Raw genomic sequence first — 13,924 nt, 5'->3', positions numbered from 1 at the left:
CATGGCAGCCAAGCCGCCCGCAGGCGACCCGGTCCAGGACGCACCCGAGGTCACACCCCCGCCGCACGCCGCCGTCGGGCTGCCCGCCGTCGGCCACTCCCTGCGGATCGCCCAGCAGCAGATGGGCGTGCGCCGCACCGCTCTCACCCTCCTCCGGGTCAACCAGAAGGACGGCTTCGACTGTCCGGGGTGCGCCTGGCCCGAGCCGGACAAGCGGCACAAGGCCGAGTTCTGTGAGAACGGCGCGAAGGCCGTCGCCGAAGAGGCCACGCTGCGCCGGGTCACCCCCGAGTTCTTCGCCGCCCACCCGGTGGCCGACCTCGCCACCCGCAGCGGTTACTGGCTCGGTCAGCAGGGGCGGCTCACCCACCCCATGTATCTGCCCGAGGGCGCCACCTCCTACGAGCCGGTCTCCTGGGACCGTGCCTTCGGCATCATCGCCGAGGAACTGGGCGCCCTGGCCTCTCCCGACGAGGCCGTGTTCTACACCTCGGGCCGCACCAGCAACGAGGCGGCCTTCCTCTACCAGCTCTTCGCCCGCGAGTTCGGCACCAACAACCTGCCGGACTGCTCCAACATGTGCCACGAGTCCTCGGGCTCGGCGCTCACCGAGACCCTGGGAGTCGGCAAGGGCAGTGTGCTGCTCGACGACCTCCACAGGTCCGACCTGATCATCGTGGCCGGGCAGAACCCGGGCACCAACCATCCGCGGATGCTCGCCGCCCTGGAGAAGGCCAAGGCCAACGGCGCGAAGATCATCTCCATCAATCCGCTGCCCGAAGCGGGTCTGGAGCGGTTCAAGAACCCGCAGACCCCGCGCGGTCTCACCCGTGGCGTCGCGCTCACCGATCTCTTCCTCCAGATCAGGCTGGGCGGTGACCAGGCCCTCTTCCGGCTGCTCAACCGGCTGATCCTGGAGACCGACGGCGCGGTGGACGAGGAGTTCGTCCGCGAGCACACCCATGGCTTCGAGGAGTTCAGCGCGGCGGCCCGCGCCGCCGACTGGGACGAGACGCTGCGCGCCACCGGCCTGGACCGGGCCGATATCGACCGCGCGCTGGACATGGTCCTCGCCTCCCGGCGCACCATCGTCTGCTGGGCGATGGGGCTCACCCAGCACAAGCACTCGGTGCCCACCATCCAGGAAGTGGTCAACTTCCTGCTGCTGCGGGGGAACGTCGGCCGTCCCGGCGCCGGGGTGTGCCCGGTGCGCGGCCACAGCAATGTGCAGGGCGACCGCACCATGGGGATCTTCGAGCGGCCCGCCCCGGCCTTCCTGGACGCCCTGGAGCGCGAGTTCGGCTTCGCGCCGCCGCGTGCGCACGGCTTCGACGTGGTCCGCGCCATCCGCGCCCTGCGGGACGGCCAGGCCAAGGTCTTCTTCGCCATGGGCGGCAACTTCGTGGCGGCCTCGCCCGACACCGAGGTCACCGAGGACGCGATGCGCACCGCGCGGCTGACCGTCCACGTCTCCACCAAGCTCAACCGCTCGCACGTGGTCACCGGCGCCCGGGCACTGATCCTGCCCACCCTCGGCCGCACCGAGCGGGACCTCCAGGCCGGCGGTCCGCAGTTCGTCACCGTCGAGGACTCCATGGGCATGGTGCACGCCTCGCGCGGGCGCCTTGAGCCCGCGAGCCCCCAGCTGCTCTCCGAGCCCGCGATCGTCGCCCGGCTGGCCCGCCGGGTGCTGGGGCCCGGCAGCCGCACCCCCTGGGAGGATTTCGAGAAGGACTACGCGTCGATCCGGGACCGCATCGCCGCCGTGATCCCCGGTTTCGAGGACTTCAACACCAGGGTGAGCAACCCCTCCGGTTTCGCCCTGCCGCACGCCCCGCGCGACACCCGCACCTTCCCCACCGCCACCGGCAAGGCCAACTTCACCGCCGCCCCGGTGGAGTACCCGGCGGCGCCCGAGGGCCGTCTGCTGCTCCAGACCCTCCGCTCCCACGATCAGTACAACACCACGATCTACGGCCTGGACGACCGCTACCGCGGGATCAAGAACGGCCGCCGGGTGGTGCTGGTCCACCCCGAGGACGCCCGGGGGCTGGGGCTCGACGACGGCTCCTACGCCGATCTGATCAGCGAGTGGACCGACGGCAGCGAGCGGCGTGCCACCGGCTTCCGCGTGGTCCACTACCCGACCGCGCGCGGCTGCGCCGCCTCCTACTACCCGGAGACCAATGTCCTGGTGCCGCTGGACGCCACCGCCGACACCAGCAACACCCCCGCCAGCAAGTCGGTGGTGATCCGCCTGGAACGGAGCGACCCGGCCTAAGCGTTTGCTCAGCCACCTGATAGGAAGATGGCCACGACAAGCACACGAACGGAGCCGGTCCATGGGCGAGCAGTCCAGCGTGAAGTTCCCGCAAGAGGTCCTCGACGAGTACGCGGCGCTCGGCGTCGACCTTCCCGCGCTGTTCTCCGCCGGTCACCTCGGCACCCGCATGGGCGTGCAGGTCCAGGAAGCCTCCGCCGAGCGTGTGGTGGGCACCATGCCCGTGGAGGGCAACACCCAGCCGTACGGTCTGCTGCACGGCGGCGCCTCCGCGGTGCTGGCCGAGACCCTCGGCTCGATCGGCTCGATGCTCCACGGGGGCAGTGGACGGATCGCGGTCGGGGTGGACCTCAACTGCACCCATCACCGCGGGGTCCGCTCCGGCCTGGTCACCGGGGTGGCGACCCCCGTCCACCGGGGCCGCTCCACCGCCACCTACGAGGTCGTGATCAGCGATGAGCAGGACCGCCGGGTGTGCACCGCCCGGCTCACCTGCCTGCTGCGCGAGGTCGACGAGGCCGGTCGGTCCAAGACCGTCACCGAGATCCAGGAGGCGAAGGAGCGCGCCGCGCAGTGACACCCGGCCGGTGACCGCCTGGTGAGCCCCGGCCGGTGACCGCTCAGCGTGACACCCCGGCCGATAATCGCTCACTGTGACGCCCGGCCGGTGATCGCCCAGTGCTGCGCCGGGGTGGTGCGGTGCGGAGCCCCCGGGCGAGGGGCTCCGCACCGCACCACCGGCCGCTCGCGCACGGCCGTTGCCTCCCCCTCGGGCGCGTTCTAACGTTTCTCCATGAGGGCATCGACCCATGTGCACACGGCCCGTGCCGCACAGGAGTTGATCAAACATCAGGCGAAGCGGCGCCGTGCGCCCGCGAGCCCTGCCAACCGCCGCCCTGAGCCCCGGCGGCCTTCGGCATGAGCGGCATCGGGCCGGTCGAGCCGGCCGCCCCCGGCGGCGATCCGCACCCCGCGCCCCCCATCGCAGAGGCGCCCGCCACAGGCCCCGCCCCCGAAACCCTCACCAGCCGCGCCGGTGATCCCGACTCCCCCGGCGTGTACGGGCGTTGGGCGGCGCTGCCCCGGCGCACGCGCCGTACCGCCCTCACCCTCGCGGGTGCCGTCGCGGCCATCGCGACGGGCTGCTCTCTGCTACTGAGCCGCCCCGCTCCGCCCGCGTCCCCGCCGCCCCCGTGGCCCGCCCAGGCCGTGGAGGTGAGCTATGCGGGCACAACTGACCTGGACGGTGCGGCGAACGATGGTGTCTTCACATTCCGGATACGCGTCGCCGCGGTCCGGAACACCGCTGTGACCGTGGAGAACATCGCCCAGCCCTACCCCGCGTTGAGCCTCATCACCAGCCCTCGCACCCCGGTCACGATCCGCAGCGGGACCAGCCGTGACCTCACCGTGCGCATCTCGGTGCGGCACTGTTCGGGGATTCCGCTCGGCGTTGAGCTGCCTCCGCTCGACGTCACGCTCCGTAACATTCGCGCAATAAAGGATCAGACTTTTCTGATCGGCGACGCCTACGCAAATGATCTTTCCGCCGCGCTGCGCGCACGCTGCCCCGCACATCGCTCGCGAGTTCCCCACACTCCTTAGCGGAACTGCAACTTCTCAGCATCCGGACCAAATATTTAATCCGGTTTTGCCCGATTCATTCTTTCTGTTCCGCTACACGAACGCCCCCCGGTGACGCGCGTCATAACAAGACAGTCACATCATGGCCTGCACCTCTGCCACCCGCGACGCCCCACGCTTAGAGTCACAGCCAGTCACGACCCCGTCGGGTGTACGCCGCACCTGCACGGCAACAACAGGTCCAATCGGCGAGGACACGGCACCTCATGAGAAGGGTGCCGGGCCAGGAAAGGATTCCTCGTGCGACACCGTTCCTTGCTCATCATGACGACCGCGATCACTGCGGGAGCCCTCACCCTCACTGCCTGCGGGTCGCGCGACGGCAAAGACTCAAGCGGGGACAAGGACAAGAAGACGACCGTGGTCATCGGTGTCGATGCCCCGCTGACCGGTTCGCTGTCCGCCCTCGGCCAGGGCATCAAGAACTCCGTCGACCTCGCGACGCGGATAGCCAACAAGAACAACGAGGTGGAGGGCGTCACCTTCAAGGTCAAGTCCTTCGACGACCAGGCCGTGCCGTCCTCCGGCAAGCAGAACGCCACCTCGATGGTCGACGACGAGGAGATCCTCGGCATGGTCGGCCCGCTGAACTCGGGCGTCGCCCAGTCCATGCAGGGTGTCTTCAACAAGGCCGACCTCGCGCAGGTCTCCCCGGCCAACACCAACCCGGCGCTGAGCCAGGGTGACAACTGGGCCTCGGGCAAGAAGGAACGCCCCTTCCAGACCTACTTCCGCACCGCGACCACCGACATCATCCAGGGTCGCTTCGCCGCGCAGTACTACTACAACGACGCCAAGAAGCGGAAGGTCTTCGTCGTCGACGACAAGCAGGCGTACGGCGCCGGTCTTGCCAAGATCTTCGCCGCCGAGTTCAAGCGGCTGGGCGGCACGGTCGTCGGCACCGACCACCTGACCGTCAAGGAGACCGACTTCTCCGGTATCGCCAGCAAGGTCAAGTCCGCCAAGGCCGACTCGGTCTACTTCGGCGGCCAGTATCCCGAGGGCGGCCTCCTCTCCGACCAGATCAAGCAGGCCGGGGCGGACGTCCCGGTCATGGGCGGCGACGGCGTCTACGACCCCGCCTTCATCAAGGCGTCGGGCACCAGCAACGACGGTGACCTCGCCACCTCCGTCGGCTACCCGGTCGAGCAGCTCGACTCCGCCAAGACCTTCGTGAAGAACTACCAGGCCCAGGGCTACAAGGACCCGTACGCGGCCTACGGCGGCTACTCCTACGACGCCGCCTGGTCGATCATCCAGGCCGTCAAGCAGGTCGCCAAGGACAACGACGGCGAGCTCCCGGACGACGCACGCGCCAAGATCACCGAGGCGCTCGGCAAGGTCTCGTTCGACGGCGTCACCGGCAAGGTCTCCTTCGACCAGTACGGCGACACCACCAACAAGCAGCTCACCGTCTACGAGGTCAAGAAGGGCGCCTGGAAGTCCGTGAAGAGCGCCACCTTCAAGGACTGACCCGGCAACTGCCCCGCACTTCACCCAACGAAACCGCGCGAGGGCGCACACCAGCGCCCTCGCGCGGCGTCATAATCCGACACGCTCATCGGAGGCCCTGCGGTGCACGAACTGCCGCAAACGCTGGTCAACGGCCTGACCCTCGGTGCTCTCTACGGCTTGATCGCCATCGGGTACACCATGGTCTACGGCATCGTCCAGCTCATCAACTTCGCCCATGGCGAGATCTTCATGATCGGGGGCTTCGGCGCCCTCACCATCTACATCTGGCTGCCCAGCGGCACCGCGCTCTCCCTCGCCCTGCCACTGATGCTCGTGGGCGGTGTTGTCGCCTCGGTCGGCATCGCCACCGCAGCCGAACGTTTCGCCTACCGACCTCTGCGTGGCGGACCACGACTCGCTCCACTGATCACCGCGATCGGCCTGTCCATCGCGTTGCAGCAGGCCGTCTGGGCCTTCTACCCGGACGCCAAGAAGCCCCGCAGCTTCCCGCAGTTCGAGGGCAAGTCCTTTGAGCTCCTGGACAATCTGCACATCCAGCGAGGCGACGCGTTCCTGCTGATAGCCGCCCCGATGTGCATGCTCGCCCTGGGCCTGTTCGTCTCCAAGAGCCGGGCCGGCCGCGCCATGCAGGCCACCGCCCAGGACCCCGACACCGCCAAGCTGATGGGCATCAACACCGACCGCATCATCGTGATGGCCTTCGCCATCGGCGGTGCGTTCGCGGCCGTCGCCGCCCTCTCCCACGGGCTCAAGTACGGCCAGATCAACTTCGAGATGGGCTTCATCGCCGGTCTCAAGGCGTTCACCGCCGCCGTCCTCGGCGGCATCGGCAACATCTACGGCGCCATGCTCGGCGGTGTTGTCCTCGGCATCGCCGAGGCCCTGGCCATCAAGTACATCCAGGACATCCCCGGGATGGACCAGCTCGGCGGCGGTGCCTGGAAGGACGTCTGGGCGTTCGCCCTGCTCATCCTCGTCCTGCTGGTCAGACCACAGGGTCTGCTCGGCGAACGCGTAGCGGACCGGGCGTGAGGGAGTGACCATGAGCACCGACACCACCAAGAACACCGCCCGGAACACCGGCGCCGCCCCCCGCACCACCCTGCTGCGCGCACTCACCGCGGCCGGCGGGCTCGCCGGGGTCGTCTCCACCTTCCTCGCCTGGACCTGGACGGCCGAGTTCCCCGGGGACCTCACCGTCTACGGCTATCCCGGCGGACTCCAGCTCCTCACCCTCGTCCTGGCCCTGACCACCACCGCGTTCGCGGCCGCCGCCCTGGACATCCGGGGTCTGCGCTGGCTCACCCCGGCCGGTTCCACCGCGGCCCTGCGCGCGGCGGCCCTCGGCACCTTCGCCGTCACCTGGTTCACGGTCATCTCCATCGCCGTCGACCTCGACGGCCTGGTCAACCTGGAGCCCGGCGGCTTCGTCGCCGCCCTGGCCACGGCCGTCCCGGTCGCCACCACCTTCCTGCTGCCGGACGACACCCGGCCGATCTGCCGCCCCAAGGCGCTCCCCTCCTGGGCCGAGATCCTGATCATCGCGGGTGCCTTCGCGGTCGGTCTGTACGTCCTCAACTACGGCATCCAGACCGACGCCGACCACCCCGAGCCGTTCATCGGCTACCTCATCGCGGTGATCTTCGGTGCCCTCGCCCTGGTCAAGTCGGGGCTCATCACCCGGATCAGCGCGCTGACCACCACCCACCGCTCCACCACCCTGGTCGCGGCGCTGGTCACGGCGCTCGTCTTCCCCTTCTTCCAGGAGAAGGCCAGCTTCACCGAACTCGGCGTCAACATCGCTATCTTCGCGACCGTCGCCCTCGGCCTGAACATCGTCGTCGGCCTGGCCGGACTCCTCGACCTCGGTTATGTCGCCTTCCTCGGCGTCGGCGCGTACACCGCCGCCCTGGTCTCCGGAGCCACCGCCTCCACCATCGACGTCCACTTCCCGTTCTGGGCCGCCGTGATCACCGGAGGCGTGGTCTCACTGATCTTCGGCGTCGTCATCGGCGCCCCGACCCTGCGGCTGCGCGGCGACTACCTCGCCATCGTCACCCTGGGCTTCGGAGAGATCTTCCGGATCGCCGTGCTCAATCTCGACGGCACCTCCGGGCCCTCGGTCACCAACGGTCCCAACGGCATCCCCAACATCCCGCCGCTGGAGATCTTCGGCTTCAACTTCGACGACGAGCACACCTTCGCGGGGCTCACGCTCGACTCCAACGGCAACTACTACCTGCTGATGCTGCTCGTCACGATCCTCGTGGTGCTCGTCTTCAGCCGGGCGGGCAACTCCCGTATCGGGCGCGCCTGGGTGGCCATCCGCGAGGACGAGACGGCCGCCACCGCCATGGGCATCAACGGCTTCCGCGTCAAGCTCATCGCCTTCGCGCTGGGCGCCACCCTCGCCGGTGTCGCGGGCACCGTATGGGCCCACTTCCAGACCACCGTCGTCCCCGAGCAGTACGTCTTCGCCGGCCCCGTGCCGCCGAACTCCACCTTCCTGCTCGCCGCCGTCATCCTCGGCGGTATGGGCACCATCGGCGGTCCGCTGCTGGGCGCCACCCTGCTCTTCCTCATCCCCAAGAAGCTGGAATTCCTCCAGGACTACCAGCTCCTCGCCTTCGGTATCGCGCTGATCCTGCTGATGCGCTTCCGCCCCGAAGGAATCATCCCCAACCGGCGGCAGCAGCTCGAATACCACGAGACCGGCCAGCTCGACGTGCCCGACGACGCCGGGCTCCAGAACAGCACCGTCGGCGTCACCAAGGCGGAGGCGTGACCGAGATGACGACCACCACCACGACCGCTCCCGTGCTCACCGCCACCGGCGTCACCATGCGCTTCGGCGGACTGACGGCCGTACGCTCGGTCGACCTCGCCGTCCACCCCGGCGAGATCGTCGGCCTCATCGGCCCCAACGGCGCGGGCAAGACCACCTTCTTCAACTGCCTCACCGGCCTGTACGTGCCCACCGAAGGCACCGTGTCCTACCAGGGCACCGTGCTGCCGCCCAAGCCGCACCTGGTCACCCAGGCCGGTGTCGCCCGCACCTTCCAGAACATCCGGCTCTTCGCCAATATGACGGTGCTGGAGAACGTCCTCGTCGGCCGCCACACCCGCACCAGGGAGGGCCTGTGGTCCGCCCTGCTGCGCGGCCCCGGCTTCAAGCGCGCCGAGGCCGCGTCCAAGGAACGGGCCATGGAACTCCTGGAGTTCACCGGCCTCGCCGACAAGGCCGACCACCTCTCCCGTAACCTCCCCTACGGTGAACAGCGCAAGCTGGAGATCGCCCGGGCCCTCGCCAGCGACCCCGGGCTGCTCCTCCTCGACGAGCCCACCGCGGGCATGAACCCGCAGGAGACCCGGGCCACCGAGGAACTGGTCTTCGCCATCCGGGACCAGGGCACCGCCGTGCTCGTCATCGAGCACGACATGCGCTTCATCTTCAACCTGTGCGACCGGGTCGCCGTACTCGTCCAGGGTCAGAAGCTCGTCGAGGGCACCTCGGACGTCGTCCAGAGCGACGAGCGCGTGGTCGCCGCCTACCTCGGCACCCCCTTCGAGGGCGACCCGGGCGAGGAGGAGGTCGCCGAGGTCGAGGCCGCGGAGGCCGGAGCCGACACGGCCACCGGAGGCACCGGCGGCGCGGGCCTGACGAAGACGGGCCCCACCGGGGACGCGGAGAGCACCACAGCACGTACGGAGGACGAACAGTGACCGCACTGCTCGAGGTCGAAGACCTGCGGGTCGCCTACGGCAAGATCGAAGCCGTCAAGGGCATCTCGTTCAGCGTCGAGGCCGGCCAGGTCGTCACCCTCATCGGCACCAACGGCGCCGGTAAGACGACCACCCTGCGCACCCTGTCCGGCCTCCTGGAACCCCTCGGCGGCTCCATCCGCTTCGACGGCAAGCCGCTCAAGGGCATCCCCGCCCACAAGATCGTCGCACTGGGCCTGGCCCACTCGCCCGAGGGACGGCATATCTTCCCCCGGCTGACGATCGCCGAGAACCTCCAGCTCGGAGCGTTTCTCCGGAAGGACACGGACGGGGTCGCCGCCGATATCCAGAAGGCGTACGACCTCTTCCCCATCCTCGGCGAACGCCGCACCCAGGCCGCGGGCACCCTCTCCGGCGGTGAGCAGCAGATGCTCGCCATGGGCCGCGCGCTGATGTCCCGCCCCAAGCTGCTGATGCTCGACGAGCCGTCGATGGGGCTCTCGCCGATCATGATGCAGAAGATCATGCAGACGATCGCCGAACTGAAGGCGCAGGGCACCACCATCCTGCTGGTGGAGCAGAACGCCCAGGCGGCACTGTCGCTGGCCGATCAGGGCCATGTGATGGAGATCGGCAAGATCGTGCTGTCGGGGACCGGGGAGTCGCTGCTGCACGACGAGTCGGTGCGGAAGGCGTACCTCGGCGAGGACTGAGCGCCCCGCACGACGAACGGGGAGAGGCCCGCACCGATGTGTGGTGCGGGCCTCTCCCTTTGTGCCTTGCGCCTACTGCTCCTTGGCCTTCTTCTCCTCCGCGTCCTCGATGACGGCCTCGGCCACCTGCTGCATCGACAGCCGGCGGTCCATCGAGGTCTTCTGGATCCAGCGGAACGCGGCGGGCTCGGTCAGCCCGTACTGGGTCTGGAGAATGCTCTTGGCCCGGTCCACCAGCTTGCGGGTCTCCAGCCGCTGGGAGAGATCGGCGACCTCCTGCTCCAGCGTCTTCAGCTCGGTGAAACGGGAGACGGCCATCTCGATGGCGGGCACCACATCGCTCTTGCTGAACGGCTTCACCAGATACGCCATCGCCCCCGCGTCCCGCGCCCGCTCCACCAGCTCGCGCTGCGAGAAGGCGGTGAGCATCAGCACGGGCGCGATCCGCTCACCCGCGATCCGCTCGGCGGCGGAGATCCCGTCCAGAACGGGCATCTTCACATCGAGGATGACGAGGTCGGGGTGGTGCTCCTGAGCGAGCGCAATGGCCGTCTCGCCATCGCCCGCCTCGCCGACGACGGAGTACCCCTCCTCCTCGAGCATCTCCTTGAGGTCGAGGCGGATCAGCGCCTCGTCCTCGGCGATGACGACGCGGGTGGTCTGCGGGGGGATGTGCGACTGCTCGTCGACGGGCTCGCTGGCGCTCACGGGGCTCCTCGTTCATGGCAGGTGCTGCACGTCGAGCCTACCTGCGAGACGAGTTCGTCTTTCACACGGTAAGCTGTGCGCGCGCTCCAAACACCTTGCCGGGTTGGTGGAAGGGTATACACGGAGGTCTCAAACACCTCTGCCCGAGAGGGCTTGCGGGTTCGAATCCCGCACCCGGTACCTCGTCTTCGGAGGTCTCCCAGCGGACCTTCACGTTCTCGTGAAATCACCGTCGTTCTGCCCTGCGCCTCGCCTTCTTGGCGCAGGGTTATCACATGCACACGCATGGCACTGATGTGCGACAGAAGGCAATCAAGCTGCTCCGCTCCGGAGTGAGGAACGCGGACGTCTCTCGAATGCTCGGCGTACCCGTAGGGACCGTCGGTTATTGGCTCCACCTCGATCGCGCTCAGCAGGGCACACTCCCCGGCAGGGCTCATCGGCCTTGCCCGCGCTGCGACGGCCGCGAACTTGATCATGCGGCCTATGCCTACTTACTCGGCCTGTACCTCGGTGACGGGCACATCATTCAGTACTCCCAACATCGGGCACCGAGCCTCATGATCGCCTGTGACGAAGCTTGGCCTGGGTTGCTGGACGAATGCCAGGCAGCGATGCAGGCCGTCTTCCCAGATAACTCCGTCTGCCGGGTTCGCAGGACGGGCTGCCGCAACGTGAAGGTCTACTCCCAGCATCTGTGGTGCATGTTCCCACAGCACGGTCCCGGCAAGAAGCACGACCGCATCATCGCCCTCGAACCCTGGCAACAGCAGCTCGTGGACGGTCACCCCTGGGATTTCATCCGCGGGCTCTTCCACTCCGACGGCTGCCGGATCACCAACTGGACCACCCGCATCGTCGCGGGCGAGCGCAAGCGCTATGAGTATCCGCGCTACTTCTTCACCAACAAGTCCGACGACATCCGCACGTTATGCTCCGACACCCTCACCAAGGTGGGCGTCGAGTGGACGACGTTGGCGCGTGGCAGCGACCCATTCAACATCTCCGTTGCCCGCAGGGCCTCCGTCGCCCTCATGGACGCCCATGTCGGGCCGAAGTACTGAGCCCAGCACTCCGGCCCCGGAGGCGCGGGACTATCGCAGATCGTCCGCCCCGATGTAGTGCGCGCGGACCAGGTTGGTGGAGCCGGAGACGCCGGGTGGGGAGCCGGCGGTGATGATGACGAGGTCGCCCTTCTTGCAGCGGCCGAGGCGCAGCAGTTCCTCGTCGACCTGGGCCACCATCGAGTCCGTGGAGTCGACCCTCGGGCCGAGGAAGGTCTCGACGCCCCAGGTCAGATTGAGCTGGGAGCGGGTGTTCGGCTCCGGGGTGAAGGCGAGGAGGGGGATCGGGGAGCGGTAGCGGGAGAGGCGGCGGACGGTGTCGCCGGACTGGGTGAAGGCGACCAGGCACTTGGCGTCGAGGAAGTCGCCCATCTCGGCCGCCGCGCGGGCCACCGCGCCGCCCTGGGTGCGGGGCTTGTTGCGCTCGGTGAGCGGGGGGAGACCCTTGGCGAGGATGTCCTCCTCGGCGGCGGCGACGATCCGGCCCATCGTCTTGACCGTGGCGATCGGGTACTTCCCGACGCTGGTCTCACCGGAGAGCATCACCGCGTCGGTGCCGTCGATCACCGCGTTGGCCACGTCGGACGCCTCGGCGCGGGTGGGGCGGGAGTTGTCGATCATCGAGTCCAGCATCTGGGTCGCGACGATCACCGGCTTGGCGTTGCGCTTGGCCAGCTTGATCGCGCGCTTCTGGACAATCGGCACCTGTTCCAGCGGCATTTCGACGCCGAGGTCGCCGCGGGCGACCATGATGCCGTCGAAGGCGTCGACGATCCCGTCCAGGTTCTCGACCGCCTGCGGCTTCTCGATCTTCGCGATGACCGGGAGCCGGCAGTCCTCCTCCTGCATCACCCGGTGGACGTCGATGATGTCCTTCTCATTGCGCACGAAGGACAGGGCGATGATGTCGGCGCCGGTGCGCAGGGCCCAGCGGAGGTCGTCGATGTCCTTCTGGGAGAGGGCGGGGACGGAGACGGAGACACCGGGCAGATTGAGGCCCTTGTGGTCGGAGACCATGCCGCCTTCGATGACGATCGTGTGCACCCGCGGGCCGTCGACGTCGACGACCTCCAGCGTGACGCGGCCGTCGTCGACGAGGATCCGCTCGCCCTTGCTGACGTCGGCGGCCAGTCCCTCGTAGGTGGTGCCGCAGCGGTGCTGGTCGCCCTCGATCGGTTCGACGGTGATGGTGAACTCATCGCCGCGTTCAAGGAGTACGGGGCCTTCGCGGAATCGTCCGAGCCGAATCTTCGGGCCTTGAAGGTCGGCGAGGATGCCGACACTGCGGCCGGTCTCCAGCGAGGCTTTCCGCACTCGCCGATAACGCTCCTCGTGCTCGGCGTAGGTGCCGTGGCTGAGGTTGAAGCGGGCCACGTCCATTCCGGCCTCGACGAGTGCCTTGATCTGCTCGTACGAGTCGGTGGCGGGTCCCAAAGTACAGACGATTTTCGCTCGGCGCATGTCCTCGAGCCTATGACTTACCGGTGGGTAAAGGACCGGGAAGTCCGTACTCCTCCATGGCAATTGCATGGCAGGTTATTGACAACTAATGAAACGTGCACGGCCATGCTCCGATGAGCGATTTCCGGGGGCGTTTCACAGCTCGGGGCGGGTCATGGTGAAGCGCGCGTTGAGGTGCGCGTACACGGTCTGGCGCTCCGGTTCCAGGTCCAGCGCCGGGGCGCTCTCGGCACCACCGTAGCCGGACCGGGCGCGCGGGGCGGCCATTGCCACCGGGGTCATCGGCCCGGCCTCCGCCTCGAGGTCGGCCAGCTCGACCAGGGCGACGAGCGAGGCGCCCAGCGCCTCGGCGTACTCGCGGGCGCGTCGTACGGCCTGCCGCACCGCCTCCTGGCGGGCCTCGCGGTGGACGGGCGAGTCGGGGCGCAGCGCCCACCGGGGTCCGTTGACGGTGGTGAGTTCGGCGTCGCCGAGCCGGGTGGTGAGCTCGCCGAGCGCGGTGAAGTCGGTGATCGTCACGGTGAGGTGGACCCGGCCGTGGTAGGCGCGGACGCGTTCATGGCGGCCCTTGGCGGTGAGTTCGGGGGTGATCGTGAAGGCGCCGGTCTCAAGGGTCTCGATCGCTTCGCCGTAGGACTTCACCAGGTCGAGGACGTGCTTGTTGCGGCGGGTGAGGTCCTCCAGCGCGGCCCGCCGGTCGGAGCCGCGGGCGCTGACGGTGATGCCGAGCCGGGCGATCTCGGGGTCGGCCTCGAGCCGTGCCTCGCCGCGGACGGCCAGGCGCGGGGTGTCGGGGGTGCCGTACGGGACGGGGGTGCCGTACGGGACGGGGGTGGCGGGCTGGTCCATGGAGG

General features: G+C 68.6%; 12 protein-coding genes and 1 tRNA gene. 10 read left to right on the top strand and 3 right to left on the bottom strand.

Annotation, left to right across the window (positions count from 1 at the left end; all coding sequences use genetic code 11):
• The first annotated feature begins 1 nt into the window (after position 1).
• From HUT19_RS30620 to HUT19_RS30585, 8 genes are all read left to right on the top strand, one after another.
• Entirely contained in the window at positions 2-2,281 is a 2,280-nt protein-coding gene (locus HUT19_RS30620) for an FdhF/YdeP family oxidoreductase (protein ID WP_176183550.1), read from the top strand.
• 61 nt (positions 2,282-2,342) lie between these two features.
• Positions 2,343-2,858, top strand: coding sequence for a PaaI family thioesterase (locus HUT19_RS30615; RefSeq protein ID WP_176183549.1), 516 nt, complete (start codon positions 2,343-2,345; stop codon positions 2,856-2,858).
• A 341-nt stretch (positions 2,859-3,199) separates the two neighbouring features.
• Positions 3,200-3,886, top strand: coding sequence for a hypothetical protein (locus tag HUT19_RS30610; protein ID WP_176183548.1), 687 nt, complete (start codon positions 3,200-3,202; stop codon positions 3,884-3,886).
• A gap of 303 nt (positions 3,887-4,189) precedes the next feature.
• Complete coding sequence (locus HUT19_RS30605) at positions 4,190-5,398, top strand: branched-chain amino acid ABC transporter substrate-binding protein (protein ID WP_254885870.1); 1,209 nt, start codon at positions 4,190-4,192, stop codon at positions 5,396-5,398.
• Positions 5,399-5,500: 102 nt separating this feature from the next.
• Positions 5,501-6,433 carry a branched-chain amino acid ABC transporter permease gene (locus HUT19_RS30600; protein WP_176183546.1) on the top strand — a complete coding sequence of 311 codons (933 nt, stop codon included), beginning with the start codon at positions 5,501-5,503 and terminating at the stop codon, positions 6,431-6,433.
• Between the two features lie 10 nt (positions 6,434-6,443).
• Positions 6,444-8,186 (top strand): branched-chain amino acid ABC transporter permease, encoded by a 1,743-nt coding sequence (locus HUT19_RS30595; RefSeq protein ID WP_176183545.1) that lies wholly within the window; start codon positions 6,444-6,446, stop codon positions 8,184-8,186.
• A 5-nt stretch (positions 8,187-8,191) separates the two neighbouring features.
• A complete protein-coding gene (locus tag HUT19_RS30590; RefSeq protein ID WP_176187484.1) occupies positions 8,192-9,124 on the top strand; it encodes an ABC transporter ATP-binding protein in 933 nt (310 codons plus the stop codon).
• Positions 9,121-9,837 (top strand): ABC transporter ATP-binding protein, encoded by a 717-nt coding sequence (locus tag HUT19_RS30585; protein ID WP_176183544.1) that lies wholly within the window; start codon positions 9,121-9,123, stop codon positions 9,835-9,837. Before HUT19_RS30590 ends, HUT19_RS30585 begins: the two co-directional genes overlap by 4 nt.
• Before the next feature lie 72 nt (positions 9,838-9,909).
• On the opposite strand, the gene HUT19_RS30580 is transcribed toward HUT19_RS30585, so the two are convergent.
• Complete coding sequence (locus tag HUT19_RS30580) at positions 9,910-10,545, bottom strand: ANTAR domain-containing response regulator (RefSeq protein ID WP_176183543.1); 636 nt, start codon at positions 10,543-10,545, stop codon at positions 9,910-9,912.
• A 97-nt stretch (positions 10,546-10,642) separates the two neighbouring features.
• Here HUT19_RS30580 and HUT19_RS30575 point away from each other — a divergent pair.
• Positions 10,643-10,725 (top strand) — tRNA-Leu (locus HUT19_RS30575).
• A 95-nt stretch (positions 10,726-10,820) separates the two neighbouring features.
• A complete protein-coding gene (locus tag HUT19_RS30570; protein WP_176183542.1) occupies positions 10,821-11,609 on the top strand; it encodes a helix-turn-helix domain-containing protein in 789 nt (262 codons plus the stop codon).
• Between the two features lie 30 nt (positions 11,610-11,639).
• Here HUT19_RS30570 and pyk read toward each other — a convergent pair whose 3' ends face one another.
• Both pyk and HUT19_RS30560 read right to left on the bottom strand, forming a co-directional pair.
• Positions 11,640-13,070: a pyruvate kinase gene (gene pyk, locus HUT19_RS30565; RefSeq protein WP_176183541.1), complete on the bottom strand. Its 1,431-nt coding sequence runs from the start codon at positions 13,068-13,070 to the stop codon at positions 11,640-11,642.
• Positions 13,071-13,205: 135 nt separating this feature from the next.
• Positions 13,206-13,919, bottom strand: coding sequence for an SIMPL domain-containing protein (locus tag HUT19_RS30560; protein WP_176183540.1), 714 nt, complete (start codon positions 13,917-13,919; stop codon positions 13,206-13,208).
• Between the last annotated feature and the right edge of the window lie 5 nt (positions 13,920-13,924).

The sequence above is a fragment of the Streptomyces sp. NA02950 genome, assembly GCF_013364155.1.
Lineage (GTDB): Bacteria > Actinomycetota > Actinomycetes > Streptomycetales > Streptomycetaceae > Streptomyces.
Note: the sequence above shows the minus strand (reverse complement) of the source record. Positions and strands in the feature narration are given on the sequence as shown.

What these genes read in the sequence shown, in the direction of transcription:
- HUT19_RS30620 (WP_176183550.1), top strand. Translation starts at nt 2, where the DNA reads ATGGCAGCCAAGCCGCCCGCAGGCGACCCGGTCCAGGACGCACCCGAG.
- HUT19_RS30615 (WP_176183549.1), top strand. Translation starts at nt 2,343, where the DNA reads ATGGGCGAGCAGTCCAGCGTGAAGTTCCCGCAAGAGGTCCTCGACGAG.
- HUT19_RS30610 (WP_176183548.1), top strand. Translation starts at nt 3,200, where the DNA reads ATGAGCGGCATCGGGCCGGTCGAGCCGGCCGCCCCCGGCGGCGATCCG.
- HUT19_RS30605 (WP_254885870.1), top strand. Translation starts at nt 4,190, where the DNA reads ATGACGACCGCGATCACTGCGGGAGCCCTCACCCTCACTGCCTGCGGG.
- HUT19_RS30595 (WP_176183545.1), top strand. Translation starts at nt 6,444, where the DNA reads ATGAGCACCGACACCACCAAGAACACCGCCCGGAACACCGGCGCCGCC.
- HUT19_RS30590 (WP_176187484.1), top strand. Translation starts at nt 8,192, where the DNA reads ATGACGACCACCACCACGACCGCTCCCGTGCTCACCGCCACCGGCGTC.
- HUT19_RS30570 (WP_176183542.1), top strand. Translation starts at nt 10,821, where the DNA reads ATGCACACGCATGGCACTGATGTGCGACAGAAGGCAATCAAGCTGCTC.
- pyk (WP_176183541.1), bottom strand. Translation starts at nt 13,070, where the DNA reads ATGCGCCGAGCGAAAATCGTCTGTACTTTGGGACCCGCCACCGACTCG.
- HUT19_RS30560 (WP_176183540.1), bottom strand. Translation starts at nt 13,919, where the DNA reads ATGGACCAGCCCGCCACCCCCGTCCCGTACGGCACCCCCGTCCCGTAC.